The organism is Saccharospirillum sp. (assembly GCF_039982735.1).
Lineage (GTDB): Bacteria > Pseudomonadota > Gammaproteobacteria > Pseudomonadales > Natronospirillaceae > Saccharospirillum.
This window is the reverse complement of sequence record NZ_JBDWXV010000025.1, coordinates 96,110-122,806: the sequence shown is the minus strand read 5'-3', so window position 1 is coordinate 122,806 and position 26,697 is coordinate 96,110. Positions and strand designations below refer to the sequence as shown.

The following is a 26,697-nucleotide window of genomic DNA, read 5'->3' as shown; positions in this document are numbered from 1 at the left end:
TTGCTATACGATTAACGGCGAGCCGGGGGCTGCCCGGTACCGGATGTCATGCTGTAAACCACCTTGCTGGTGGCTTCCAGAAAAGCCTGTTTATCCCGTTCGCTCTCGATGTTCGATGCCAGCTCGCTGATGTAATGACGCAGCGCTGACGGGCCTTTCCAGCCCTTGCGGCGCCATATTTGCCGGGTATCTTCTATGAGTATCTCGCCAATCGGGCCGACGGCGGATTTGAATTCATGGTCGATCAGTGCCAACAGGCGTTGCGAACGGCTTCCCTGTGATGCCATGGGGGGTCTCGTTATAAGGTGTGATTGCATTTGGGCAGGAGGCAAAATACCAGATTCACCCCCCGGTGTTGACTGAAATAGTGCTATATCAACCTGCTTGCTGGTTATTAACGTAGACTGTTGCTGTGATTAATCGACTTTTCAGGAGTTTGCATGAACAAAATAGGGCCTTTAGCCGTCATAGCCGTCTTGTTTGTTCTGGCCCCCTTGTTGGGGTTCTGGTTGCCTCTGGGCCCATCAGCCGCCCCGAATTTCGACGATTATGCCGCCGGTGATGCCCGAAAAGCGGCTTTTTTTGAGTACATGGTGCCTCTGGTCGAAGAGGAGAACGCTGCCATACTGAGCAGTCGCGAGCGGTTGCTGGCCATTCAGGAACACGGCGCGCCTGGGTGGGCTGAGCGCCGCTGGCTGCTGCAGTTGGCAGAACGTTATGAACTGGAAGAATTTGAGCCGACCGAGTCCGCAGACCGGGCGCAACTGATCAAACGGCTGGACGTGGTACCCCCGTCCATTGCGCTGGCTCAAGCCGCTAACGAGAGTGCCTGGGGCACCTCGCGCTTCGCCCGGCTGGGCAACAACTATTTCGGACAGTGGTGCTTTGTGGCCGGTTGCGGGCTGGTGCCCGAAGCGCGAAACGCCGGGGCCAGCCACGAAGTGGCCGCGTTCGCATCGGTTCGGGAATCGGTTCGCCGATACATGAACAACATCAACACCCACCCCGCTTATGCTGATCTGCGTAATCGTCGAGCGTCGCTGCGCAGTGAAGGCAACGACATCAGCGGCCTGGCACTGGCACCAGCCCTGATTCGTTATTCCGAACGGGGGCAGGAATACGTGAGTGAGTTGCAGGCGATGATTCGCGGCAACGGCCTGCAACAATACGACTGACCCTTCACCGGCTTAGTACGGCCTGGTTCTGCGTCTGCCCCGCGTCAATCCAGACCGGCTGATGGCCGGGCAGACGAATAGCCAGTGCGGGCGCCGGCCCATGCCAGTCGGCGTCCCAGCGGACTTCCGTTTCTGCAGCACTTCTTGCTTCAATCGTCACCGTCACTTCACCGAACTCGGTCGGAGCGGCCCCGAAAGAAATGGGGCCTTCAGCGTCAAGCCAGCGTTCGGGAATGCCCTGACACAGGACCAGGTGATCGCCTTCTTCGCGCAAGAAACAGTAGCGCATCATCAATACCCATTCCGAAGACGCCCAGACATGGTGGCCATCGCCCATGCAACCGGCACCGGTAAGCGGGTGGATGGCTTCGGGCCACTGCCCGGTCGGTGAGGCGATGTCCGCCACAGCGTCAATCAGGTCCAGATAGCGCGGGTCGTCTGCACGCATCATGACCTGAGCCACGTGCAGGGTGAGGTAGGCGTTGAGGCCTGAGTGAATCATGTCCTGATAGAAGGCGCCTTTCAGGAAGCAACGTTCCAGCAGGAACTCGACCAGATCGCTCATGCGCGGATCATCCGGCGCCCAGAGTTGTAACGGATACCCGCACACCATAGACCCAATAGCACCGGAATCGAGCCGCCGGTACGGAGAGGCAGGCATGGCTGGCCGGCGCAGTTTGTCGGCCTGAGCAGCGAGACTTCGCTCGATCGATTGTTCAAAATCATGCGCTGCATCGATATAACGCTGGCTCAGTTCCGGGTCGGTCGCGGCCACCATACGGCTGGCGCAATGCAGCCCGGCGACGCTCCAAAAATCATCCCAGTAGTAAAAGTCATTCGGCCCCAGGTGCTCGGCGCTGAACCCGGCTGGCATCAGGCCAGCATGAGGGGCATCGAGTTGCGTCGACACCCGTTTTTTGATGATCCAGTCGGCACCGCGCTTGATGATGTTCAGCCACTTGTCCGGGCGCCGGTGAGTGAACTTAAAAAACCGCTCCAGTATCCACAGCACCTGGCCGTTGGAATCCCATTCGCCTTCCTGAGAGCGAAAATAGCCGGCTGCTGTTTGACGATCAATAAAGCGATCCAGTGCCCGCTCCGCGCGATGCGTCAAACCGATGCTGAGCAGGGCATCAATAATGTAGGCGGCATCGCGAAACCAGAAGCGTTTGTAGGTGTAGGGGCCCGGGAATACATCGTCCGGTGAATGCAACACCAGCGACGTTGCGGCGGCATCAAACAGGAATTGCCAGTGCGGGTCCGGACAGGTGAGGGTGCATCTCTGGTTGTTGACAGCCGCCCAGGCATTGTCAATTAGCGGGGTGCTTGGCTTGGTTTCGAGTTCAATACTGGCGGTCAACTCTTTGGTCACACCAGGCTCCAGGTTGAATAAGGCAGCGGCAGTGGCCATGCCCACTTCACAATGACCGCTGTGCTGGTCTTCACGATCGTGCAGATGAATGTTCACGTCGCCTTCCCGGTAATGGGAAACGTGGTGCCGGTCTGCCGGTGCTGAAAATTGAACCGTGCTTTCATCGTTAATGCGCCAGCCCGTGCGACGCTCATTCAAGGTAACATCGTGAATAAAGGAGATGCCTTCGGGGTTGTAGGGGCGCAATGCCAGCACCAGATGCCCGGCCTGGTCACTGTGGCCACTGATGTGTAACCGACACAGCATTTTACCGTCGACGCGTTCAACCCAGACTTTGGTGCGCAGCTCCAGCCCGTCGTCAGTTGCAATTGTTCTGATAAGAGGACCGTCTGCCAGTTCCTGGCGTTGATCAACCTGTTTCAGTTTGGACGGCAGTAACCGCTGACCCTTCTCGGTGATCAGCCAGGCATCCAGTGACCAGCCATTGAAAAGGGGAGTCAGCAGGCCATTCGGGTCCACGATCGGCAAGTCCGGGCAATCGGGGTAGCCCACAGCCGTCCAGTTGCGATTACTGATGTTGATGTGGGTAATGGCAAAAGCCCGTGGAATAAAAGACGGGTCTTTCGGGTCGAACTGCCGTTCGATCCAGACCGGCCACACCCAGTCGAGGTTGTGCTGAATCACGCGGCTGTTGATCAGCCCGCGCGCATGGAACACAACACCAGAGCGAATCAGTTCAATCGGTTCGGCCACCTCGGATGGTTGGGCCAGAGCTTGCACTCTCGCCATGATCGGAATGGGATCGAGTATGCCCTGCTTTTTGGCAATGTAGGAAATGGCAAAACGCCAGGGCAGCCACTTGGTCCACTTCATGATTCAGACTCCTCGTTGTCAGCAGGTTTGGTGTATTGGCTCAGGGCCTGCCGTGCCAGCCGGTTCAGATAGAACACGATGATCACGGTCATGACAAAACCGCCGCCGTAAAGGATCCATTCAAACCCGGTACGCTCAGTGTTGCGCAAGCCAAGCGTAGTGACATCGGCAGCGATCGAGCCGAGGTAGACGTTGTGCACTGAGAACGGAATAAAACCGATTAGAGAGCCGAACAGGTATCCCTGCCAGGAAAATCGGGTCAGCCCAAAAAAGTAGTTAGACAGTTTGCCGGGAAAAAACGGAATCAACCGGGTCAGCAAGACAATCTTCCAGCCATTGGCACTCATTTCTTCATTGATCAGTCGCAACCGGTTGCGACGGCGCACAAAATCGACGGCGTAGGGGCCAAACAGATAGCGGGCAATCATAAACGCGATGAAAGCCCCGAGCGTGGTGCCCAGAACTATGTAGACCGACCCTTCAACGACGCCGAACACAAAGCCAGCACCGGTGGTCAGCAACACACCGGGCAAGACGAGCACCACAACCAGCGCCATGAGTAATATCAGCAGCACAGGCCCCCAGATTCCCTGTGCATCCACCCAATGCAACAAATCGATAATGTAATAGTGAACGTCGAAATACAGCAGAATAGCCAACAAAAGCGTCACAAACACCACGCTGGCAATAAGGCCCAGCAAGGGTGAGGCAGTCTTTTTGGCGGGAGCGGGAGTGTGTGCTTTCATTCGCAACTGATCCTGATTGCCCTTCCCCTGTTTATAAATCGATGAGTCCGGGCCTGTGGTTGGTCCAAACAATAGGGTGTGTACAGTAGTGTAGTGATCCGCAGCGGTTATGTAGTGGCAGGGATGAAAGAGGATGTAAAGATTTGTTTGTAGGTCTGTGGCGGTTTCGGCGTCTTGATAAAAAACGGGCCAGGTAGGCCAACCGGTGTCAGCCATGCCTGTGCTTGATCATTAGTGGGTTTCCTTGAGTGCCTCTCTGATATCCCGGGTTAGCATGGCTAAAAAGTGGCTGGCCAGCAATTGCGCCCGGTCAACGGCAAGGGCCAGATTTTCTGATTCGTGGCAGGCATGTTCACTGCTGGTCACAGATTGATCACCAAGAGCACCGAGGTTGCTGCTTTGCTGCTGCACCTGAATGCTGAGAGCAGATTGTTCTTCGGTTGCGCTAGCCACTTCTTGCGCGTGTTGTTCTATCAATTCAATGTGTCCGAGTATATCACTGAGGCTCGATTGCGCTTCCCGGGTCATGGTATTTACCAGTGAAGAGGCTGAATGGCCCTGATGAATGGTCGTCACTACCGATTCGGTGACGTGGCGAAAACCATTGATGATGGTGCTGATTTCATCGGTCGAGGTTCGGGTACGCTGGGCGAGACCGCGAACTTCATCGGCGACAACGGCAAACCCCCGTCCTGCGTCACCCGCCCGGGCGGCTTCAATGGCAGCGTTCAAAGCCAGCAGGTTGGTTTGTTCGGCAATGTCGGTAATGACGTCCAGCACTTTGTTGATATCCAGGCTACGACGGGACAGGTCTTCGATGCCCGTGGACGCCTGCTCCAGTGTTGACGTGAGCGCGGTGATGGCATCGGTCATCAGTTGCATCTTTTCATGGCTCAATCGTGATGACTCACGAGCTGACTGAGTAGCGGAGTGGGTGATGCTTGTCAGCTCGCTGACCCGGTGAACGCTGGATTCGAGCTCATTGAAGGCTTGATTGATCGAAACAATATCGCCCCGCTGGGAGTGAATGTGGTTCATTGAAAACTGAATGCAATCGAGTGTCTTTTCCTTTGACACACCCATGATACCCACGTTGGCATGCATGCGTGCAGCGATGGCCCTCATCGTTGAATCCCGTTTCATTCGATCGTATTCCATCCAGGCAGCGTCGCCGCGTTTACCGGTATACAGGAAGGGCATCACCGGGTGGGTTCCCGCCCGGGCATCCCGTGCCAGTTTTACCTGGGGCCATATGGTCAATAGCGTCGCTACATACAACAGCGTCATGCTTATAAAAACGTATGCTGACAGGAGTAACCCCTGAAAAAAACCGCCGATCAGGAGTAAGCCGGTAAGGCACAGATAAATGGCTGTCAATTTTAGATGCAAAGGTAGCGCCTTGGCCTGATACCGGAAAGGCAGCTTGCCCGTGCGCCAGACCCGATAGACTTTTTCGGCTCGTGCCGTCTGTTCCGGTGTTGGCAATACCCGCACTGACTGGTATTCAACCACTTTTCCGTTCTTGGTGATCGGTGTAACAAAGGCATCAACCCAGTAGTGATCACCATTTTTGCACCGGTTTTTCACCAGGCCTTTCCAGGAATTTCCTGCCCTGATGGATTCCCACAAATTGGCGAATGCACTTTCCGGCATATCCGGGTGTCGTATCAGGTTGTGCGGCTGGCCAACCAGCTCCTGTTCTGAGTAGCCGGAGATGGCCACAAAATGCTCATTGACGGCGGTGATGGTGCTGTCGAGATCGGTCGTTGTAATCAGGTGTTCGTCTGCTTTGAAGGTCCGCTCATGTCCGGTGACTGGTCCAGTATTTCGCATCCTGACAACTCATCTTTGTGGGTGTCAGCCACTATGGAAGGTCATTTCAGAAACAACCATCCGGATTCTGCACATTTTATCTGAGCTCCGGCTTGGATATGCCACGGAGAAACCGATGCATCGTCCAGGCGCCGGTGCTGCTACGTTTCCCCGGTGAGGCAATAATTTGCATTATCTGGATAGGCTGAACCTGAAACTTCACTAGCCTGTTCAAACACACCTGTATATCGAAGCAACCTGATTTATGGCAACGGCTATTCTGGACAAGGACTTCAAGGCACTCATTGATTGCCACCCCAGAGCCATGATGCTTGCAACTCAGGAGCCGCGCATAGTCTACGTGAATCGTGTCTTCCAGCAGGTAACTGGCTATGATGCCGACACCGTGATTGGCAAGAAGCCGTCGGTGCTCAGTTCGGGTTACCACGGGCGCGATTTCTATAAAGAAATGTGGCTGCAGTTGTCAATAGAAAATCGCTGGGAAGGGTTGATCTGGAACCAGCGTTCCAATGGCGAGATCTACCCTCAGTGGTTAACGATCTACGGTGTCGAGATGCGTGATGCGCACTGTTATGTCGGCACGTTTATGGACGTTGGTGACCTGGCTGCGATGGATGAAAAACTGGCCAGTCTCGCCTATTACGATGTGCTTACCCGGTTGCCGAACCGACATTTGTTTCAAGCTTTCCTAGAGTCGAGAACGGGCCAGCAAGTCAATTCGCCGGTCAATTTTTCGGTACTCTTCCTGGATCTGGATTTCTTCAAGGAAATAAACGATCTGTATGGGCATGCGCAGGGTGACGAATTGTTGGTTCGGGTGGCTCAGCGTCTACAGTCGGTGTTGCGTAAGGGCGATGTCCTTGCCCGGCTGTCGGGAGATGAGTTTGCCGCAATTATTGAAGTCGATTGTGTCGCCAAAACAGAGGCATTCTGCGAACGAATTCTGAGTGTTTTCAAAGAGCCTTTCATCATCAATGATCAACCACACTATGTAAGCTTGTCGATTGGTGCCAGCCTGTTTCCTGTTCATGCAGAAAAGGACAGGTCGCTGCTCGAAAAGGCAGATCAGGCGATGTACTCCGCCAAAAGATCTGGCCGGTCTCGGTATCAGGTTTTTAATCCGGGTATTAACCGTGAGCTGTTGTACCAGGAAAGTATCGGGCAGTATCTTTCCCGGTCGATCGCTGAATCCCGTGACGAGTTCTGCGTTGTCTATCAACCGCATTACATGCTCGGTAGCGGTGAAGTGACTGGGCTGGAGGCTTTGGTGCGCTGGAACCATCCTGTTCTGGGTCCGGTCCCCCCCGGCGACTTCATACCTATTGCAGAAAAGCGGGGTTGGGTGACGGTGCTAACGTCGATTGTGTTAGACGCCATTCAGCGTGATCTGACAGCCACCGCATTTGAACTGCCTATGGGAGTACGCCTGGCAATTAATGTGTCGGCCCGACATATGCTGGAAGATGACTTCGTTTCTGAGATGACCCGCATGCGCCGGTATACCGACCAGTTGAATTGGGAACTCGAGCTGGAGATTACCGAAACCTCACTGGTTCATTTTAGTGACCCATTAAGTTCCAAGTTGGCATTACTGCAAGAGCAAGGTATCCGGATTGCCATTGACGACTTTGGTACCGGTTATTCTTCGTTGGCTTACTTGCAATCCTTATCAGTTAATGTTCTTAAAATTGATCGAAGTTTTGTTGCCAGGCTGAGTGAGCAGAGTACCGACATCACACTGGTCAGGGCGATACTGGCCATGGCTCATGCGCTGAATCTTGAAGTGGTAGCAGAAGGCATCGAAAGTGAAGCCCAGCGACTGATCTTGTGTCAACTGGGTTGTAAGCATGGCCAGGGATTCTTGTTTTCGAAACCTCAGGGATGGAACAGTCAGCTATTCGTCGCCTCACTTGATGTGAGTCAATGAAGTTGCAGGTAGTGGCTCCCCTCAGCGTGCGCTCAGCCCCGAGACATAAAAATTAGTATATTCTTATATAAATAATTCGATCTAAACAATAACAAGAGTCTGATGATGTTTTACGAGTCTGGAATGGCTTCCTATTTGCAGTTTACCCGGGCAAATCCCCGGCAGTGGTTGGGAAGCGTCAAGGTACTGCTTGGGTTGCGCGGTATCGAGTTCTCATTCCCGCCCAGCGTGAAAAGTTTTCCCGGGGTTTCAGCGCTGTATACCGGCAGCGGTCATGTTTTTCAGATGACGGTGGAGGGCAGCACCGGGGTACAAGGTCAGAGTGCCAGTCAGCCTTCGCTTATTTGGGTGTGCACTGGGAGAATTCAGTTTAGAAAGGACGTTTTTTTGGTCCAGGCTGGTGAGGCGTTTGACCTGGCCACCGACGGACACTCTGTGATGACGATCGTGCAATTTCCGGAATCAGACGCGGCTGCTTTTTCGGCGGGTCGGCTAACTCTGGCGACCGATAAGCAACTGCAGCAAGTTCGCTGGTTGCTGGAAACCTACAACCTGAGAAGTCGGTACTTTGCAGACCATGTCAGTGCGGTTCGGGAAACCCGTGAAATGCTGAGACAGCTCAGAGCCTGCCTGGGCGATCCGGAGTGTGAGCTAGACCTGCCTCGCCAGCGTACCATTGATCCCAAAATCGAGCTGGCAGTAACCTTCATCGCCCGCAATCCGGAGTGGGAATTTCGGTTGGAAGACCTGACCAGAATCGTGCACAGCAGTGAACGCTCGCTCTATTACCAGATGAAGCGGTTTATCGGAATGACCCCTTACCGGTATTATCAGCGCTGCAAACTGCTCAGGTTGCGCATGGCTTTACTGGCATGCGAAGCCGACTCGCCCAGTATTTCCTGGCATGCGCTGGAGCATGGACTGAACCACCTGGGACGGTTGCCCGGGCTCTATGCTGGCCACTTCGGAGAAAAACCCAGTGAGACCCTGGCCAAACGCAAGGCGCTTCTGTTAGCGAGTGAACGGGCTTTGGCTCAGGCCAATGATTCGGGCGCCACAGGTGAATTTGCAGATGGTTGCGCTGATGGGGTTCGCGCCTCATGATATGGCCTTTGGTTTACTGACTCTTCTCCCACCCAGCCGGACGCGCCCAGGATGATCCAAGTTCCCCATATTGATGGCCTCAACCAGATATTGCCCGAAGAACCCCTGTTGATGATGGGAGCCGGCCCGGTACCCATTCCCGGCCCGGTGGCGGCGGCGAATGGCATTGTGATTAATCACCTGGGCGAGACCATGGCGCGCATCATCGATCAGGTGAAACGCATGGGGCGTTATATCTTTCAGACCGAGTCGCCCTGGCTGATGGGGGTTGCCGGGCCCGGCTCGGCGGCGATGGAGATGGCGGTAACCAATCTGGTGTGGCTCGGTACCCGGGTATTGTGTGTCTGTAACGGGTTTTTCTCCCAGCGCCTGGCCGAAATGGCCCAGCGGGCAGGCGGCGAGGTTGAGCGACTGCTGGTCGACGAAGGAAGCAGTGCCGACGCCAGCCGCATCGAAGACGTACTGCGGACGTTTCAGCCTGAGGTGATGACCATTGTTCAGGGTGAAACCTCCAACACCACTCACAACAAAGACCTGGCCGCCATTGGCGCTCTGGCGCAACGGTACAACTGCCGCATTATTGTTGATGCGGTGTGTACGCTCAGCACCATGGAACTGAACATGGACGACTGGGGCATCGACGTGGTGATCACCGGTGGTCAGAAAGGTTTGAGTTCGATTCCCGGTGTTTCGCTGGTCGCGTTCTCCGAACTGGCCTGGCAACGCATTTTGCAGCGCCCGGTGCCGATGCCGCACTGGACGCTGGACGCTCTGCTCGCCACCCGCTTCTGGCATGAAGCTTCCTATCATTACACTGCACCGGTATCGGGTCTGCTGGCCTTGCACGAAGCCATGCGCCTGGTCTGTGAAGAAACGCTGGAGCGCCGCTTTCAGCGCCATCGCAAGAGCAGTCTGGCGTTGCAGGGCGGCATTGAAGCGCTGGGGCTGTCGCTCTATGTGCCTAAAGACGCCCGGCTTAATTCGGTGGTCGGCATCGCCCTGCCAGAGGGCCTCGACTCCAAAGCCGTCTGCGCCCATATTTCCAAACATTTCCGGGTCGAGATCGCCGGCTCCTTCGGCCCGCCTATCGTGCGCATTGGTCAGATGGGTGAACAGTGCCGGGTTCACAACCTGTTTCGGACCCTGCATGCCTTCGGCTCCACCTTCAACGCTCTGGGCTACCCGGTGGATGTGCCAGCGGGCATGGCCGAGCTGGAGAATCGCCTGCAAGCCCTGTCGGCTGAAGAGTAAGGCCGCCCGATGACGCACTGGTGGGTGGCCGAAGTGATTCTGACGGCCAGTGCCTGGTGGGCCAGTCAGCGCTTGATGCAATGCCGACAGCCGGCTGCCTTTCTGGCTGCGGTCTGTTTCGCTTTGCTGGGACTGGCCTCGGCGATTGGTGCGGTCAAGTTCGGTTTTCAGTGGCAGACCCGGCTCGATGAGCTGCACACCCTGGCCTCCCGGGCCTTTGGTGTTGCCGGTCTCTATCTACTGACCATGGCATTGCTCGACTGGATTGGCTGGCTGCGCCTGCACCGTAAATTATGGCTGGCGCATTTGGCCGATGCGGCGCTGGTGTTTATCCTCGGCTACTGGCTGACCCGATTATCATTGTTTCAACTCGTGATTGGGCTGGCCATGACGCTGGTCGCGGTTGTTATTGCCGTGGCCTTGTGGCGCCGGAGGCAGAATGTACAGGCGAGCTGGCTATTGCTTGCTGCCGTGGTGTTCGTGGTCAATGGGTTAGTGATCGGCGGCGGTACCGAGCCCCTGCTAGGGCTGCCAGTGCGGATGGATGTGTTTCATCTGAGCCTGGCATTCTGGGCCTATTGCATGGTGCAGGTATTTGCCTGGCCGGCGGACAGAATGCATGAAAATTCGAAATAAAAGAGGATTTGGAATGAGGCAGGGTGGCAGGAAAACAGCACTGGTGAGCGCTTTGTTGTCGCTGGTCGTCAGTGGTTCAGCGCTGGCAGAAATGTGTTATGACCGCAGTGTACAGGGGCACCGTCTGGTGGTGGATAGCCACCTGCACTTTCAACCCTTCAGCGGCCCGCATATTGATCACCAGGTCATGGTCGAATACCTGCAACGAGCGGGCATCAAATACGCCAATGTCTACGGCATCGGCCAGACCCGCATTCAGGACTGGGCTTGCCTGAACGGCGGCGACTGCAGCGGCAATGCGGTAATTGCCCCGACGATGAAGAACGACTTCGTCAACGGCGTGAACATGAACGCCTACCCTAGAACCGGGGTGGAGCTGCGCGCCTCCATGACCTTCCCCGATCTGCAAAACCCCGAAGGCATTGTCGACCGCATGGCGATTCTGGACCGGGAATTCCCAGGCCTGTTCCAGTGGATGGGAGAAGCCAATCTGGTCAAGCAGGCGCTGTTTTCCTACGGCCATGAAGCGGCCACGCTGGACGACATTGCCAACTGGGCGCCCTTTATGGAGCAATTGGCCGAGCGCAACATGCCGCTGGCCTTGCATTCCGACATGGGCAACGACGAAGACGATTACGGCTATGTGCACCTGATGGAAGCGGTACTGGAACAGTACCCGGACAACACCGTGGTGTGGATGCACCTGGGCACCTCGCGCGAGCAAATGGAACTCGACCCGCAAGAACACGTCGCTCAAATGAGCCGGCTGATGGATGCCTACCCCAACCTCTGGTTCGATATTTCCTGGAACGTTCTCTACGACGGCTACTTCCGCGATGCCGACCGGCGTGAACACTATGTCGGGTTTCTGAACCAATACGCCAGCAGAATCCTGACTGGTACTGATCTGGTGGCCTCCAGCTATACCAGCTATAACGATTACCTGCGGGCACTGGAGCAGAACAGCTACATCAACCAGTTTCTTGATAAACGTGCCTTTCGCTACATCGCGCTGGGGCAGAGTTACTTTGATCTGCTCGACATCAATGACGTCGCGCCACCGGTTTGCTGATTGACGCACACGGGTGCGTGCGTCATCGTAACCCTACCTGAAACAGAGACATGACGCTGTGACCCGACGGCAGCTCCGGGCGGGATGGGCACTCCAGGTCATCACCTGGCTGTGCTTCACCGCCATACCCATTGTTAACGCCAGCAGCGTTCAAACCGCTGAGGGCTGGCTGCGCCTGTGCACCGGGCTGGGCGTTACCTGGGTGCAAATCGATACGCTGGAAACCGCTGAGAACGCTCCGGTTGAAACCAGCTCGTCGTCGCAACATTGCCCCTGCGTAAACCAGGCACTGGGCTTACCCGAAGCCTGGTTACTGGCTATTTCGCCCGCCGCAGCAGTGACCACCCGGCAAGACTGCGTTGTCTCACCGCGAGGTACCTCATTCCAAGCCTATTTCAGTCGCGCACCGCCCCTGACCGCCCGCCTTTGAGTTGAACCCATAATCCGTCGTTAGAGTAACGATGGCCAATCTCTGAGAACACTCATAATTCATCGACGGAGTTGAGCGGTTTACGCCATTTCTTCGGTGCAGTAAGGAATACGACGATGCGTACCATCCAAGTGACCGTGGCCCTGGCCACACTCATGTTTTCTGTTTTGACTCTGGCCCACGACTATAGCCTGGGGACATTGTCGATAGACCACCCCTGGGCGCGGGCAACAGCGCCGGGGGCACCTGTGGGTGGGGGCTTTATGAGCATCCGCAACACGGGTGACGAGCCCGACCGCCTGATCGGAGCGGCCACCGATTTCGCTACCGAAGTTCAGATCCACGAATCCAGTATGGCCGATGGCATGATGCGCATGCAGCACTTGCCGAATGGCGTCTCCGTTCCGGAAGGGGGGCATCTTGTGCTGCGACCGGGTAGCTATCACCTGATGTTTATCGGGTTGCAGCGTCGGTTGGTGGAAGGCGAGCGTGAAACCGTGACGCTGGAATTTGAACAGGCTGGTGATATTGAGGTTGAACTCACGATCGAAGGCCCGGGTGAGCAGGGCCCGCATCAGAGTGGGGACACCATGGAGATGGACCATGGCGAGATGAGTCACTAGCAACGGTATTGCCGGGCCGACGTCCGTTCAGCCCGGCATCTTTAGGTTTCGCTCAGTCGCGAAAGTTGTTGTACTGCAGTGAAATCTCGATATCAGACTGCTTCAGCAGGGCCATGACCGCCTGCAGATCGTCGCGCTTTTTGCCGTTGACCCGTACCTGCTCACCCTGAATGGATGCCTGGACTTTCAGCTTGCTGTCTTTGATCAGCTTGATGATCTTCTTCGCCGTTGGCTGGTCGATGCCCTGTTTGAACGTCATGTTCCAGGAGAACGTCTTGCCGCTGTGCACGGGCGTGTCTTCCTTGTCGGCACCGGCGGCGCTGATGCCTTGCTTGACGCAGGCCTTGGAGAACAGTTCTTCCAGCTGGCGCAGTTGAAAGTCAGATTCGGTCTTCAGCGTGACCACCAGGCTTTTTTGCTCGATGCTGGCTTCGACGCCGCGAAAGTCGAAGCGGGTGGCCAGCTCCCGGTTGGCGTTGTCGACGGCATGGCGCAGGGCCACTTCATCAATTTCGGAGACGATGTCAAAGGAAGGCATGGTGGTGTCCTTAAGTCGGAAAGTGTGAGTGCGGGCAGTTTAACACAACCCGTTATTCCAACGGCAACCGGGCCCGCTCGTTGCGATTCTGCAGCGCATCCCGGCGTTCATCGAACAGTTGAATGGCAACCGGAGTAATCAACAGCATCCGTTCCCCGTGCAAACCAATATACCCGGCCCGATGTTCGGTCATAAAGTGTCCGTCGAGATGGGTCAGCGGTGAGGTTCTGGACAGATCGGTCAGCGCAATCAGACCATTGCCAAGCGGGTCGCCGACGGCGGCAGCGTCTTTGTACAGTGCCAGCGCCGTCGCGCTGATCACCAATACAGAGCCACCGCGCAACCACAGCTGCTCGGCAGGCTCGCCATTACTCAGGGTGAAGGTTACGCTGTTGGTAACCAGGTCGGACGGGCCAAAGTTCATGATCAGGTGTGCCGGCTAAGACTGGGATAGCAACCATACGACCAAACCGGTTAGAGTCGCAACTGTCAGTCAGACCCAGTGGCTGACACTCACCTGATTGCTGACTCATACTTTGCTGAGTATTAGGTTTGAAATATAGAGGAGAGCGGCGTGGCCGTTTTGGTATTCCGGTTAAATGGCGTCAGTGAGCAAGAGGCCGATGAGGTTCGAGAGCTGCTGTCGACTGAAGGCTTTGAGTTTTATGAAACCAGCGCAGGTCGCTGGCATATTTCGGTGGCGGCCATATGGCTGGTTCAGGATGATGATTATGCCGCCGCACGCGAGTGTATCGATCGTTATCAGCAGCAGCGTCAGACCGAGCAACGGGAAGCCATACAACGAGCCCGCGAAGAGGGGCGGGCCTCAAGTTGGAAAGATCGGTGGCGTGACGAGCCTGCGACTCTGATTCTGGTATGGATTGGGCTGGCGGTGGTGGTCGCCATTTCGATTTGGCCATTTTTCAATTGGATTAAAGGATAGTTATGGTTTTCAGGCCATAGCAGTAACAGTTGCGCCGACCCCTTCTCTCTAGCTCTCTCCCCCAGAGGTGGAAAGAGGACTGTTATGTGCAGCGTTATGGTCAAGCCAGTGTAAACCCCCCACCTCCTTTTGCCGGCGCCGTTGACCCGGCCTGACAGCGCTCTAGAATCGACGGGTCGGTCTGCGGGACCGGCGTTCACTGATCGATTCAACTCCATGAATGAAACAGGCTCGCCAATGGCAACGCAACACCCTCTGCTCGAATTGAAAGACGCCCTCCAACACAGGATTCTGGGGCAGCCGGAACTGGTCGAATCGCTGCTGCTGGCGCTGCTCGCCGACGGGCATTTGCTGGTGGAAGGCGCGCCGGGCCTGGCCAAGACAACGGCGATTAAAGCCCTGGCTGAAGGGGTGCACGGCGCCTTTAGCCGAGTGCAGTTCACACCCGACCTGATGCCGTCTGATATTACCGGGGCCGAGATCTACCGGGCCGATGAGCATCGTTTTGAGTTTCAGCCCGGGCCGGTGTTTGCCAACCTGGTGCTGGCCGATGAAATCAACCGGGCCCCGGCCAAGGTGCAGTCGGCCTTGCTGGAGGCCATGTCGGAACGTCAGGTCTCGGTGGCCGGCACCACTTACCCGCTGGCCTCGCCGTTTCTGGTGATGGCCACACAAAATCCGGTGGAACACGAAGGCACTTACCCCTTGCCTGAAGCCCAGCTCGACCGGTTTCTGTTAAAAGTCTCACTTGATTATCCCGATGTCGGCATTGAACACGCCATCTTAAAGCTGGCGCGGGAAGAGGAAGCCCACCACACCCGGGCTTTGCCCCAGGTTTCGCCCGATGAAGTGCTCGCCGCTCGCCGGGCGCTTAACGATGTCTATATGGCCGATGCCGTGACCGATTATTTGGTGCATCTGGTCGATGCGACCCGCTCCGCCGAACGCTACAGTGCCGAACTGGCCGGGGTGATTGAGTTCGGAGCCTCGCCGCGGGGCACCATCGCACTCGACCGCTGTGCCCGGGCGCTGGCCTGGCTAGAGGGGCAGGATTTTGTCACCCCCGAACAAGTGCAACAGGTTGCCGTTCGTGTGCTGGCGCACCGGCTGGTGTTGTCGCTGTCTGGTCAGGCGCAGGGCTGGAGTGGTGTCAGCGTGGTCAACCATTTGCTGGAGCGGGTGGCCGTCGGGTGATATGAGCACAGCGGGCATGGCGACACCCTTTGCGGTTGAGGGTACCGAAGTAGAACGAGAAGAGTTGCTGGCCCTGCGCTTTGTCGCAGCGGATCTCGGCCGGGTGCCGGTGCGCAGGGCTCTCGGGCTGGGTGCGGGCGAGCAGCGCTCTCCGTACCGGGGTCAGGGGCGCGAATTTGTTGAAATGCGCCGATATCAGCCGGGTGACGACGTACGCCGCATCGACTGGCACGTCACCGCTCGCAAGCAGGCGCCCTATGTGCAGGTGATGGAAGAAGACCGGCAGGCGGCGCAGCTGATCTGGGTCGACCTGTCCGACAGCCTGTATTTTGGCAGTCAGCGTGCCCTGAAATCCGTACTTGCCTGCCACTGGGCCGCTTTTCTTGCCTGGCGCCTGCTGGCGCTGCGCCACCCGACCCGGGCGGTGATTACCGGCGTGGGTGATGCCCGCCCGATGATGCTGCGCCGCGCCAGTGACGTCGCTCAATTCTGCCAGCGACTGGTCGACGCCCATGCTCAACTGGCCGGACAGTACCGTGAGGGTACCGTACCACCGGCGCCGAGCGACATAGCGTCGCTGCTGCGCCAGAACCCGACCCTGTGGCTAATCTCCGACCTGTCACACTGGCAACCTGATGCCCTGGCTGCCTGCCTGCCGCAGGCGCGCATAAACCGCACCCTGATTCTGCAGCCGATCGACCGGCTCGAATCCGACTTGCCCGACGTTGGCGTATTGCAGGGCCGCGCGCGCGATAAAAGCGTTCAGCTCGATACCGGCTCGGCCTCGGTGCGCAGCGCCCACCACCGGGCCTTTGAACACCGCCAACGGGCCTGGCAACGCTGGGCACCGGCACACCAGGCCCGGCTGATCAGCCATTTTGTTCACGATTTCGACTGGGGGGAGGTGAACCGTTGGCCAATCCACAGCTGAATGCCGCTGACCCGGCGCTGGCCTCCCTGCTGGCCGAACTTGAAGCGAACACCGCGCCTGCCGCCCCGGGGTTCTGGCCTCCGGCGCCGGTGTACTGGCTGAGCGCGATTCTACTGCTGGCAACGGTGGTTGCCGGGGTTTGGCTGTGGCGTCGGGGTCGAATGCGTCGTCGCTGCCTGTTGGCACTGAAAACCCTGCAACAGGAACCGGATGTTGAGCGCCAGTTGCAGAAATTGCACATACTGCTGCGCAACGCGGCCGCGCAACACACACCGGCTCACAAGACCGAATCAGCCCCCGCTTTTGCCCAACTCGTGCGCAGTACCCTGAACCGCACCGAGGTGCCCGCCTGGGTAAATGCCCATTATCGCCCCGACGCCCGGGTCCAGATCGACTGGCGCGAACCGCGCACCCTGATCAAACGGTGGTGCCGATGACGCTGGCCTGGTGGTGGATGCTCGCGCTGATGCCGGTGCCCTGGGTGATCGCGCGCTGGGTAAAGGCTGTGGATGCGGGCGACCGGCTCGATCACCCGGTGCTGGCGCGCTGGTCGGCGGGTGGAACCTCGAGTGGCGGGCCGTCGGCCGTGCACAGCCGCTGGCTGTGGCTGGCCTGGGCCCTGTTGTTGCTGGCCCTGGCGCGCCCCCAGACGCTGGGCCCCTGGGTTGAACCCGAACAACCGGCCCGGGCCATCATGTTGGTCGTAGATGTCTCGCGCAGCATGGAAGAACCGGATATGGAATGGGATGGCCAGCGGGTGCGCCGGTTTCAGGCAGTACAGCAGGTAGTCGGCGATTTTGCCCGGGAACGCCAGGGCGATGCACTTGGCCTGGTGGTGTTTGGCGAATTTGCCGATACCCAGGCACCGCTGACACCGGATGTCGAAGCCGTGCGCGACCTGTTGTTTGACATTCTGCCCGGCATGGCGGGCGACAGCACCGCCATTGGTGATGCCCTGGGCCTGGCGGTTAAGCAGCTGCGCGATCAGCCGGTCACCGACCCGGTGATACTGTTGCTTTCCGATGGCGAGAATAACGCCGGCGAACTGGAGCCCATGGCCGCCGCCAGCGCCGCGCGCGACAGCGGCATCCGGGTGCACACCATTGCCTTCGGGCAACAGCGCAGTGGCGACTTCTTCGGCATCATGCGCGGCGCCGGGGTCGATGTGGAGACCCTGGGCCGCGTTGCCCGGGAGACCGGGGGGGAACTCTTTGCCGCTGAAAACACCGACGAGCTGGCCCGGGTGTACGACCGAATCGACGCGCTCGAGCCCAGCCCCCGGGCCGGGCAGGCGCAGCGACTGGCTGCCGAATGGTTCTGGGTGCCGGCTCTGGCGGCCGTGCTGGTGATCGTGATCGGGCAGCATGCCCGGGTGCCGCGCCGGCGACGGAGGGCACCGTCATGATCTGGACGCGTCCGCTGATACTGCTGGCACTGTTACCCTGGCTTGCCTGGGCTTTCTGGCGCTGGCGGCGACAGCAACGACAGGGTGCCTGGCACCGGCTGATGGATGAACGTCTGCTGCGTCGCCTGAATTACCAGAGGGGTGCTCGCCGGCAGTCACTGTCGCAGGGTGCGTTAATGCTGGCCGGTATGTTGTTGATTGTCGCCGCGGCGGGGCCAGCACGGCCGCTAACCGGAGGCACGACGCTGACGGCGGGCAACCTGATTGTGGTACTCGACGCCACGTTGTCGATGACGGTGGAGGACACTCCTCCCTCCCGGTCGGTTCGCGCCGAGAGGCTGGTGCAGGACTGGGCCTCCTCAGGCGTGTTTGAACGCACCGCCGTGGTGGTGTATTCGGGCTCGGCGCACTGGCTGGTGCCGCTCACCCGGGATATCGAAACCCTGGCGTTGCAGCTGGAGCAGATGTCGCCGTACATCATGCCGCAGTTCGGCAACCGGCCCGAGTTGGCGTTTGAGCAGGTGAGTGAGCGACTTGAATCGTTTCAGGGGCGCAGCCAGCTGCTCTGGATCACCGACGACGCCAGCCCGGGCCGCATCGACGCTCTGCTGGCAGCCCGGCCCCCGGTGGAACGCCTCTGGCTGATGCCAATGGGCACCGAGTCGGGCGGCCCGATACCCCTGCCGGATGGCAGCGGTTACCTGCAGGACGGCAGCCGCATGGTGATGCCCACGCTGGACCGGGCCGGGTTTCGGGATGTCGCCGGGCAGTTGAATGCGACGCTGCTGCCGATGGAACAGCCGGTGGCCAGTCTTGATCTCAGTATCGAAAGGGGCGAGGCCTCCAGTGAGCGCCAGGTGCGTGAGTGGGGTTTCTGGCTGGTATTGCCGGCGCTTGGTCTGTTACTGCCCTGGTACCGGCGTGGCCTGGTCTACGCCTTGCCGCTGGGCCTGCTGTGGCAGCCCATGCCGGCAGAGGCTGCCGGTTGGGCCGACCCATTGCTTAAAAACCGGGAGCAGCGCGCCTTTCAGGCGTATCAGGAAGGCGAGGCAGATCGCAGCCTGGCGCTGACCGGGCGCCCAGACCTGGCCGCCCAGCTGGCGTTCGAACAGGGCGATTACGAGCAGGCTGCCGAGCTCTGGCAACAGCAGGATAACGCCGCGGCCCACTACAACCGGGGCAATGCTCTGGCGCATCAGGGACGCTTGCAGGAAGCCATCGATGCCTACGATGACGCCCTGGCCAGAGCCGATTTGGCCGCCGCCCGGCACAACAGAGACCGGGTAGCCGAGGCGCTGGAGCAACAGCAGCAACAAGAGCAGCAGGATCAGCAACAACAGGACTCGCAAAGCGACGACCAGCAAGACGGCGATTCAGACTCACCATCGGGCGAGTCGCAAGACCCCGCTCAACAGTCACAGGAACAGCCGGGCAACCAGGACGAGCCTCAGCCGCCGGAAGAGGATGACGCCGGAAGCGATGAAGAACCGGGTGAACCGGAAGACACCGATGCACAGGCGGAACCGGAGGCCGACCTGGAGACCCGGCGCCGTGACCAGGCGGTGGAACAATTGCTCAACCGGGTGCCCGCCGTTCAGGGCCAGGTGTTGCAGCGAAAATTCCAGTACCAGTTTCAACAAGCCCCAACGGACGAGGAGCCTGATTCGTTATGGTAAACACCGCACGCGACTGCCTGATGTCTTTGCCAGCCTATGCCCTGAAAGCCGGCCGTCGCTGCTGTGCCACCGGCTTGCTGGTGGCTCTGTGGCTGGTCAGCGCAGCCGCCGTTGCAGCGGTGACAGCCGATGTGGACCGCACGCGGCTGTATCAGGATGAACTGCTGACGCTGACCATTCGCGCCGACTTTCCCGCCGCCAATGAGCCGCTGGATCTGACGGCGCTGACCACCCTGTTCGAGGTGGTTGGCCAGTCGCAAACCACACAAAGCCGGTACTCGACCGCCCAGGGCCAGGAGCGCTGGCGGGAATGGCGGCTGCAGGTGCAGCCGCGCGAAATCGGCACCTTGGCGATTCCCAATTTCACATTGGGGGGCGACCAGTCGAGCCCGATTATGGTGACCGTGATGGACCCGGCCGACCGTCAGGAAGGCTTGCCCGAGGAAGCCGTGATTCTGTCGGTCGTGATCGATGATGAGCGCTTGTACATTGGCCAGAGCACCACCCTGACCATCAATCTCGACTACCAGGTGCGGTTACAGGGCAATTTCGACCAGCTGGATCTGAGCGCCTTTGATGCCGAAAAACTGAACGAAGACAATACCCAGACGCGCCACGGCGGCCAACCCTACCGGCGCTACCAATTGGTTTACCGGCTGACACCGGAGCAGGACGGCACGCTCTCCATTCCCGAAATTCGCTTTGTCGGGCAGTACGAAAGCAGCAACTACGGCCAGCAAATGCGTATGAACCGCATTCACCCGGGCTTTGACGTTGAGGTTAAGCCCATACCGGCCTCGTACCCGGCCGACGCTGTCTGGCTGCCAGCCGAATCGGTCACCCTGAGCGATAACCTGGGTGCCAGTGTGCAGGCCGAGGTGGGTGAGCACCTTGATTGGCAGATCCTTACTCGCATTGAAGGCCAGCCTGCTACCCAGTTGCCCGACCCACTGACGACGTTGGCGGAAGAGGGTTTCCGGCTCTACCGCAACAGCCCTGAGTTCAGCCAGCCCGGAGGTCAGCAGCAACGAACCGATCAGGCGGCGCTGGTATTTGCACGACCTGGCCGCTACGACTTGCCCGCCGTACGCGTGCCCTGGTGGAATACCCATACCGATGAACTGCAGTACGCTGAACTGCCGGCACGCACCGTTCGTATAGAAGGTATTAGCAACGAAGCCATGGACCGGCTGGCCGATCCCGTTCGGCAGGCCGGGTCCGGTTCGGGCGACGCTGCTGAAGCGCAGGATGCAGAACCGGTAGCCGACCGTCAGAGTGGCATCTGGCCCTGGGTCAGTGCCAGCCTGGGCATTGGCTGGCTGGCCACGGCCCTGGTGTTCTGGGCCAGCAATCGTTATCTGAAACGCCGGCTGCGAGAGACCTCGCTCAGCACCGGGCGCGAAGCAACCACCCCGCCACCCCCGGCCCGGGATGAGATGACCCGAGCGGCACGAGATGGCGACGTGAGTGCCTACCATGCCGCACTGCTGCGCTGGCTTAGAACACGGCCGGAACGAACGCCGGGACAGTTGCGCACCCGGCTCCAGGAACCAGAGCAGGCTACGCTGATGCAGGTGGAAGCTTTCTTGTTCGCCGGTAGTGCAGAAACGACAGCACCCGACCAGGCAGCGCTGGTGGCACTGAACGACGCGGTACTGTCGTTGCAACATCCGGTCGGTAAAGCTTCTGAACCGGATGTCATGACACTTTACCCCTGAATTGATGGCGCTCGCCCTAAATTTGGCTAGTGTCATTACTATACTCACGCAGAGGATTGCCTGTGCAGCCAGTACGGCCCTTCACAGAAGTGGCATCCACCGCCAAAGCATCACCGATCATCCGAATCGTGACACTGATTCTGGCGGCGCTGAGCATTTTTATGTTTGCGGCGCTGGCCCGCTTTCTGTATCAGGCTGAAACCAACGCTATTCATCAATCCTTTGCTGCGGAAGTGGCGCAACAGGCGTTGTCGTTCGAGCGAGAGGTGGTGCTGAATCTGGAAATCCTGTTCGCGCTCAATGCCTCGGTATCGTTGGTCGAGACCATGACGCCAGACCGCTTCGATCAGCTGACCGATGACGTTCTGGCCCGATCGCCAGCCATTCAGGCTTTTGCCTGGGCGCAGATTGTGACCCCCGAGACGCTTGCCGCCTTCGAATCCCGTATGAGGGACTGGTACCCGAGCTACCGGGTTAGCGAACGCAATGCCAGTGGCGAGGTGGTGCCGGTGTCATTGCGGCCCCAATACGCGCCGGTGCAGATGATTGAGCCAATCGAATCGAACCAGGCGGCTCTCGGCTTTGATCTGGCCAGCGAGTCCCGCCGTCTGGCGGCACTGTTGCAGTCGATGGAAAGTGGCAAAATGGTGGCGACTGCGGGTATTACACTGGTGCAGGAACCCGAAAATCAGCGCGGGTTTCTGGTGTTTACTCCGCAGTTTTTGCCGCCGGTGAACGAGCGTGAAGCCATCGGTAACGAGCCGCGGGTGGTGTTTGTCAATGGTGTCTTTCGGGTGGGTGAACTGGTGAATCAGTCGGTCGGTAGCCGGCTCAGTCAGCAGATGCAATTACAGGTGGTTGATAGGACCCGGGGTGCGCAAGATGTGTTGTACAGCACGCCGCCGGATCCGTCCGAGCATTGGCTGACTTCCCAAACCGTGGTTCACGATCTGCCCGATGTGGCAGGTCGGCAATGGTACTTCGAGGTGACGCCGGCAGCATCGCTGTATTCCCAGCGACGCAGTTATGTGCCCTGGCTGGTGTTTGGCTCGGGCACGGTGGTGGTGGTGTTACTGGTGATTTATGTATTTGTCACCCAGCGCCAGACGCAAGACCTCAATGCAGCCAAGTCCGAGCTGGAACGCATTTCGCTGACTGACAGTCTAACCGGGCTCGCCAATCGCCGGCATTTCGACCAGCATCTGGAACAGCAATGGGCGCTGGCGACGCGACAACACAGTGCCTTGTCACTGGTGATGCTCGATATCGATAATTTTAAGCCCTATAACGATGAATACGGCCATCCCGAGGGTGATGCAGCGCTGGAGCAGGTGGCCAAAGCCCTGCGCCAGGTTGCAACCCGGCCACTGGATCTTGTGGCCCGGTACGGTGGCGAGGAGTTCGCACTGATCTTGCCCGACACCGAAGACCCGGCCGACGTTGCCGAGACGTGCCGGCGCAGAATAGAGGCGCTGGCACTGCGGCACGATTATTCCAGCGTCGCCCAAGTAGTCACCATCAGTGCCGGGGTGTGCACACTGAAACCGTCAGAGAACCATAGCCTGAAAGAACTGACGGAATTCGCCGACGATGCCTTGTATCAGGCCAAGGAGGAGGGTCGCAACCGGGTAGTGGTTTACTCGGCAGAGCGCGGGTTGAATCGGGGGTAGCGTCGCGAGGTTCGGCGTTTGGGTTTGCTTTGGCGTCAGGAGTCCGCATCGGTTACCGGTATGCCCCTGTGGGGTCGGGCGGGATGCCGCCCACTCAATCCATCCATGGAGCCTAGGCCGCAACATCCATGTTGCGGCCTACCCCACAGGGGTATACCCGGCACCCGCTGCTAGTCTCTGTGGCAAAAGCCGAAACTTGAGTAGTAAGCCGCCGGGCAGCTCGATCTATTACTACATATTTCTACGATATTCCCCGCCCACCTGATAAAGCGCATGGCTGATCTGCCCGAGGCTGGCGACTTTTACCGAGTCCATCAGCGTCGCAAACAAATTGCGCCGAGCCCGGGCGTCATCGGCCAGGGTGGTGAGTGCGTCGGCTACCTGGGCTTTGTGCTGGTGCTGGAAGCGGGCGACCTGTTCGATCTGTTGTTGTTTTTCAGTATCGGTTGAACGCATCAGCTCGATGGGCGCTTCTGTCTCTTTGTCTTTTTTCGACAAGAAGGTGTTCACGCCAATGATCGGCAGTTCACCGCTGTGCTTTTTGTGTTCATACAGCATCGATTCATCTTGAATCTTGCTGCGCTGATACATCGTATCCATGGCGCCGAGTACGCCGCCGCGTTCACTCAGCCGCTCGAATTCCTCGTAGACGGCCGCCTCGACCAGGTCGGTCAGGTACTCCAGGGTAAAGGCACCCTGCATCGGGTTTTCATTCTGGTTCAGGCCGAGTTCTTTGTTGATGATCAGCTGAATCGCCACCGCGCGGCGCACGCTGTCTTCCGTTGGGGTGGTGATAGCTTCGTCAAAAGCGTTGGTGTGCAGGCTGTTGCAGTTGTCGAACAAGGCATACAGAGCCTGCAGGGTGGTGCGAATGTCATTGAACTGAATTTCCTGGGCGTGCAGTGAACGGCCCGAGGTTTGAATGTGGTATTTCAGCATTTGCGAGCGGGCGTCGGCGCCGTAGCGGTGCTTCATGGCCCGTGCCCAGATGCGTCGTGCGACCCGGCCGATGACGGCGTATTCCGGGTCCATGCCGTTGCTGAAAAAGAAGCTCAGGTTGGGCGCGAAGGCGTTAATGTCCATGCCGCGTGCGCGGTAATATTCGACCAGGGTAAAGCCGTTGGCCAGGGTGAAGGCGAGCTGGGTGATCGGGTTCGCCCCAGCTTCGGCAATGTGATACCCGCTGACACTGACACTGTAGAAATTGCGCACGTCCCGTTCGATAAACCAGGCCTGAACATCGCCCATTAAATGCAGGGCGAACTCCGTTGAAAAGATGCAGGTATTTTGTGCCTGGTCTTCTTTTAAAATATCTGCCTGCACGGTGCCGCGCACTTGGGTAAGGGTTTTGGCGGCAATACGCTGGTAGGTTTCGGCATCGACCAGTTGGTCGCCGGTGACGCCGAGCAAGCCGAGACCCAAACCGGAGTGGCCCTCCGGCAGTTCACCCTGATAGCTGACCGGTGCATCACCCAGAATGTTTTTGATACGTTCTTTTGCCTGTTCCCATTCGCCGTTGTCGCGTAACTGTTTTTCAACTTGCTGGTCGATGGCCGTGTTCAGAAACATCGCGAGAATGATCGGCGCCGGGCCATTGATGGTCATCGATACCGAGGTTGTCGGGGCACACAAATCAAACCCTGAATAGAGTTTTTTCATGTCATCCAGCGTGGCGATGGACACGCCGCTGTTGCCGACCTTGCCGTAAATATCCGGCCGTTCAGCCGGGTCTTCACCGTAGAGGGTGACGGAGTCGAAAGCGGTCGACAGTCGTGCGGCGGGTTGGCCTAGCGACAAATAGTGGAAGCGACGATTGGTGCGTTCCGGTGGGCCTTCGCCGGCGAACATTCGTGTCGGGTCTTCGCCGCTGCGCCGGTAGGGGTAAACGCCGGCGGTGTAGGGGAAGTGGCCAGGCAGGTTTTCCTGGCCACTGAACCAGACGCGTTCGCCCCAGTCCTGGCTGGTGTTGGCGCTGACTTTGGGGATGCGATTGCCGCTTAGGGTGTCGCGGTAGTTGTCGCCGGTGATGGCCTTGCCGCGCACCTGGTATTCGAAGGTGTCGCGTTGCACCGAGTCCATCAGGGCATCCCAGTCGAGCAAGGTGCGCCGGCTTTCCGGCAGCAGTTGTTCCAGTGCGGCGTTGTGCCGTTCGGCGAGTGCTTTTTGTACAGTGCCGAGGCCTTCGGGTGTGACCTCTGTCAATGGCGCGAGATCGTCCATGCCGAGCAAGCGCAGGCTTTCATACAAGTGCTGCACGGCGCGGGCGCAGTCGGCCTGGTTCTGCAGCTGTTCGCGCAGTGAACGTCCCTGCTCGGCTATTTCTGCCAGGTAGCGTTGCTGTGCCCCGGGGATTAATACATGCGCTTCCGGGTCACCCTCGGTCAGTTCAGATAGCCAGTCAGACTCGGTTGTCTCGTTGAGTCGCTGGCACAAATGATTGAACACCCGGTTTACGCCCGGGTCGGAAAAGTGGCTGGCGATGGTGGCGAAGACCGGTAAGTCAGCGTCTTTGGCTTCGAAATCAATGCGGTTGCGGCGCCATTGCTTGCGCACATCGCGCAAGGCATCGGCGGCGCCCTTGCCATCGAACTTATTGATCACGATCCAGTCGGCCAGGTCGAGCATGTCGATTTTTTCGAGCTGACTGGCGGCGCCGTAATCGGGGGTCATAACATAGCCCGGTAAATCGACCAGGTCGACAATGGCGCTGTCGGACTGGCCGATACCGGCGGTTTCCACAAACACCAGATCAAACCCCTGATGACTCAGTTCGGCAATGGCATCCTGCAATACTTCGCTGGTCGACAAATGCTGGCGCCGTGTTGCCATGCTGCGAAAATACACGTTGGGCAGGCGCAGGCTGTTGATGCGTATGCGGTCACCCAGCAGGGCACCGCCGGTACGACGCCGGGTCGGGTCGATCGCCAGTACGGCAAAACGTTTGTCGGGAAATTCGGTGGCGAAACGCAGTACCAGTTCATCGGTCAGGCTCGATTTGCCTGCGCCGCCGGTGCCGGTTAAACCGAGGGTTGGTGCGCCTTTGTTTTTGGTGTCTGGTGCTTTGCGACGCGCTTCAATGTCCGACAGGGCCCAGGCCTGAATCAGATCCGGGTGGGCATCGCTGGGCAGCGAGGCAGGCCTGGCATCGCGCGCGGCCCGAATGCGTGCCACGGCATCGTCGATCATGCCCGGCAAACCAAGCTTCATGCCGTCGTTCGGGTGGTAAATACGGGTAACGCCGTAATCTTCGAGTTCAGCGATTTCTTCGGGCGTAATGGTCCCACCACCACCGCCAATAATGGCCATATAACCGGCACCGCTGTCTCTTAGCCGATCGACCAGATACCGAAAATACTCAATATGCCCGCCCTGATAAGAGCTGATCGCAATGCCATCGGCGTCTTCCTGCAGGGCGGCTTTGATCAGGTCATCAACACTGCGGTTGTGGCCCAGGTGAATCACTTCGCAACCGCGATCCTGAATCAAACGGCGCATCACGTTGATGGCGGCGTCGTGGCCGTCGAACAGACTGGCGGCGGTGATGATGCGCAGCGGTGCAGTGTTTTCAGCTTGGCTCATA

At 58.4% G+C, this 26,697-nt stretch carries 23 protein-coding genes; 16 read left to right on the top strand and 7 right to left on the bottom strand.

Annotated elements, in window-relative coordinates:
• Positions 1-11: 11 nt before the first annotated feature.
• Entirely contained in the window at positions 12-287 is a 276-nt protein-coding gene (locus ABJT94_RS20845; protein WP_348476691.1) for a hypothetical protein, read from the bottom strand.
• Between the two features lie 153 nt (positions 288-440).
• On the opposite strand from ABJT94_RS20845, the gene ABJT94_RS20840 reads away from it, so the two are divergent.
• The gene (locus ABJT94_RS20840; RefSeq protein ID WP_348476690.1) at positions 441-1,175 is read left to right on the top strand and encodes a glucosaminidase domain-containing protein; all 735 of its coding nucleotides are present in this window, start codon (positions 441-443) and stop codon (positions 1,173-1,175) included.
• 4 nt (positions 1,176-1,179) lie between these two features.
• Here ABJT94_RS20840 and ABJT94_RS20835 read toward each other — a convergent pair whose 3' ends face one another.
• From ABJT94_RS20835 to ABJT94_RS20825, 3 genes are all read right to left on the bottom strand, one after another.
• Positions 1,180-3,420 (bottom strand): hypothetical protein, encoded by a 2,241-nt coding sequence (locus ABJT94_RS20835; protein ID WP_348476689.1) that lies wholly within the window; start codon positions 3,418-3,420, stop codon positions 1,180-1,182.
• Positions 3,417-4,166, bottom strand: coding sequence for a VTT domain-containing protein (locus tag ABJT94_RS20830; protein WP_348476687.1), 750 nt, complete (start codon positions 4,164-4,166; stop codon positions 3,417-3,419). The genes ABJT94_RS20835 and ABJT94_RS20830 overlap by 4 nt, the downstream gene beginning before the upstream one ends.
• A gap of 231 nt (positions 4,167-4,397) precedes the next feature.
• The gene (locus tag ABJT94_RS20825; RefSeq protein ID WP_348476686.1) at positions 4,398-5,999 is read right to left on the bottom strand and encodes a PAS domain-containing methyl-accepting chemotaxis protein; all 1,602 of its coding nucleotides are present in this window, start codon (positions 5,997-5,999) and stop codon (positions 4,398-4,400) included.
• Between the two features lie 244 nt (positions 6,000-6,243).
• Here ABJT94_RS20825 and ABJT94_RS20820 point away from each other — a divergent pair, with 244 nt between their 5' ends.
• The 7 genes from ABJT94_RS20820 (at position 6,244) to ABJT94_RS20790 (ending at position 13,042) form a co-directional block, all read left to right on the top strand.
• Positions 6,244-7,926 (top strand): EAL domain-containing protein, encoded by a 1,683-nt coding sequence (locus ABJT94_RS20820; RefSeq protein WP_348476685.1) that lies wholly within the window; start codon positions 6,244-6,246, stop codon positions 7,924-7,926.
• 387 nt (positions 7,927-8,313) lie between these two features.
• The gene (locus tag ABJT94_RS20815; RefSeq protein WP_348476684.1) at positions 8,314-9,030 is read left to right on the top strand and encodes a helix-turn-helix domain-containing protein; all 717 of its coding nucleotides are present in this window, start codon (positions 8,314-8,316) and stop codon (positions 9,028-9,030) included.
• A gap of 51 nt (positions 9,031-9,081) precedes the next feature.
• Positions 9,082-10,281 carry an alanine--glyoxylate aminotransferase family protein gene (locus ABJT94_RS20810; protein WP_348476683.1) on the top strand — a complete coding sequence of 400 codons (1,200 nt, stop codon included), beginning with the start codon at positions 9,082-9,084 and terminating at the stop codon, positions 10,279-10,281.
• Positions 10,282-10,290: 9 nt separating this feature from the next.
• Positions 10,291-10,917, top strand: coding sequence for a hypothetical protein (locus ABJT94_RS20805; protein WP_348476681.1), 627 nt, complete (start codon positions 10,291-10,293; stop codon positions 10,915-10,917).
• Positions 10,918-10,960: 43 nt separating this feature from the next.
• Positions 10,961-11,989 carry an amidohydrolase family protein gene (locus tag ABJT94_RS20800; protein WP_348476680.1) on the top strand — a complete coding sequence of 343 codons (1,029 nt, stop codon included), beginning with the start codon at positions 10,961-10,963 and terminating at the stop codon, positions 11,987-11,989.
• A gap of 58 nt (positions 11,990-12,047) precedes the next feature.
• Positions 12,048-12,419, top strand: a complete 372-nt coding sequence (locus ABJT94_RS20795; RefSeq protein ID WP_348476679.1) for a hypothetical protein — start codon at positions 12,048-12,050, stop codon at positions 12,417-12,419.
• 116 nt (positions 12,420-12,535) lie between these two features.
• Entirely contained in the window at positions 12,536-13,042 is a 507-nt protein-coding gene (locus tag ABJT94_RS20790; RefSeq protein WP_348476678.1) for a copper chaperone PCu(A)C, read from the top strand.
• A 52-nt stretch (positions 13,043-13,094) separates the two neighbouring features.
• Here the strand turns inward: ABJT94_RS20790 and ABJT94_RS20785 are convergent, their stop codons facing one another.
• A complete protein-coding gene (locus ABJT94_RS20785) occupies positions 13,095-13,580 on the bottom strand; it encodes a YajQ family cyclic di-GMP-binding protein (protein ID WP_348476677.1) in 486 nt (161 codons plus the stop codon).
• 52 nt (positions 13,581-13,632) lie between these two features.
• Positions 13,633-14,004, bottom strand: coding sequence for a hypothetical protein (locus ABJT94_RS20780; RefSeq protein WP_348476676.1), 372 nt, complete (start codon positions 14,002-14,004; stop codon positions 13,633-13,635).
• 150 nt (positions 14,005-14,154) lie between these two features.
• Here ABJT94_RS20780 and ABJT94_RS20775 point away from each other — a divergent pair, with 150 nt between their 5' ends.
• The 8 genes from ABJT94_RS20775 to ABJT94_RS20740 all read left to right on the top strand — a co-directional run bounded on the left by ABJT94_RS20775 (position 14,155) and on the right by ABJT94_RS20740 (position 23,117).
• A complete protein-coding gene (locus tag ABJT94_RS20775) occupies positions 14,155-14,523 on the top strand; it encodes a DUF6164 family protein (RefSeq protein ID WP_348476675.1) in 369 nt (122 codons plus the stop codon).
• Positions 14,524-14,760: 237 nt separating this feature from the next.
• On the top strand, positions 14,761-15,717 hold the full coding sequence (locus ABJT94_RS20770; protein WP_348476674.1) for an AAA family ATPase: 957 nt from the start codon (positions 14,761-14,763) through the stop codon (positions 15,715-15,717).
• A 16-nt stretch (positions 15,718-15,733) separates the two neighbouring features.
• Positions 15,734-16,648, top strand: coding sequence for a DUF58 domain-containing protein (locus ABJT94_RS20765; protein ID WP_348476673.1), 915 nt, complete (start codon positions 15,734-15,736; stop codon positions 16,646-16,648).
• On the top strand, positions 16,630-17,085 hold the full coding sequence (locus ABJT94_RS20760) for a DUF4381 family protein (protein ID WP_348476671.1): 456 nt from the start codon (positions 16,630-16,632) through the stop codon (positions 17,083-17,085). The genes ABJT94_RS20765 and ABJT94_RS20760 overlap by 19 nt, the downstream gene beginning before the upstream one ends.
• Positions 17,082-18,053: a VWA domain-containing protein gene (locus tag ABJT94_RS20755; RefSeq protein ID WP_348476669.1), complete on the top strand. Its 972-nt coding sequence runs from the start codon at positions 17,082-17,084 to the stop codon at positions 18,051-18,053. The genes ABJT94_RS20760 and ABJT94_RS20755 overlap by 4 nt, the downstream gene beginning before the upstream one ends.
• Complete coding sequence (locus ABJT94_RS20750; protein ID WP_348476668.1) at positions 18,050-19,729, top strand: VWA domain-containing protein; 1,680 nt, start codon at positions 18,050-18,052, stop codon at positions 19,727-19,729. The genes ABJT94_RS20755 and ABJT94_RS20750 overlap by 4 nt, the downstream gene beginning before the upstream one ends.
• A complete protein-coding gene (locus ABJT94_RS20745) occupies positions 19,723-21,447 on the top strand; it encodes a BatD family protein (RefSeq protein WP_348476667.1) in 1,725 nt (574 codons plus the stop codon). Before ABJT94_RS20750 ends, ABJT94_RS20745 begins: the two co-directional genes overlap by 7 nt.
• 62 nt (positions 21,448-21,509) lie before the next feature.
• Positions 21,510-23,117, top strand: a complete 1,608-nt coding sequence (locus ABJT94_RS20740) for a diguanylate cyclase (protein ID WP_348476666.1) — start codon at positions 21,510-21,512, stop codon at positions 23,115-23,117.
• A 231-nt stretch (positions 23,118-23,348) separates the two neighbouring features.
• On the opposite strand, the gene ABJT94_RS20735 is transcribed toward ABJT94_RS20740, so the two are convergent.
• A complete protein-coding gene (locus tag ABJT94_RS20735) occupies positions 23,349-26,696 on the bottom strand; it encodes a methylmalonyl-CoA mutase family protein (RefSeq protein ID WP_348476665.1) in 3,348 nt (1,115 codons plus the stop codon).
• Position 26,697: the final 1 nt, after the last annotated feature.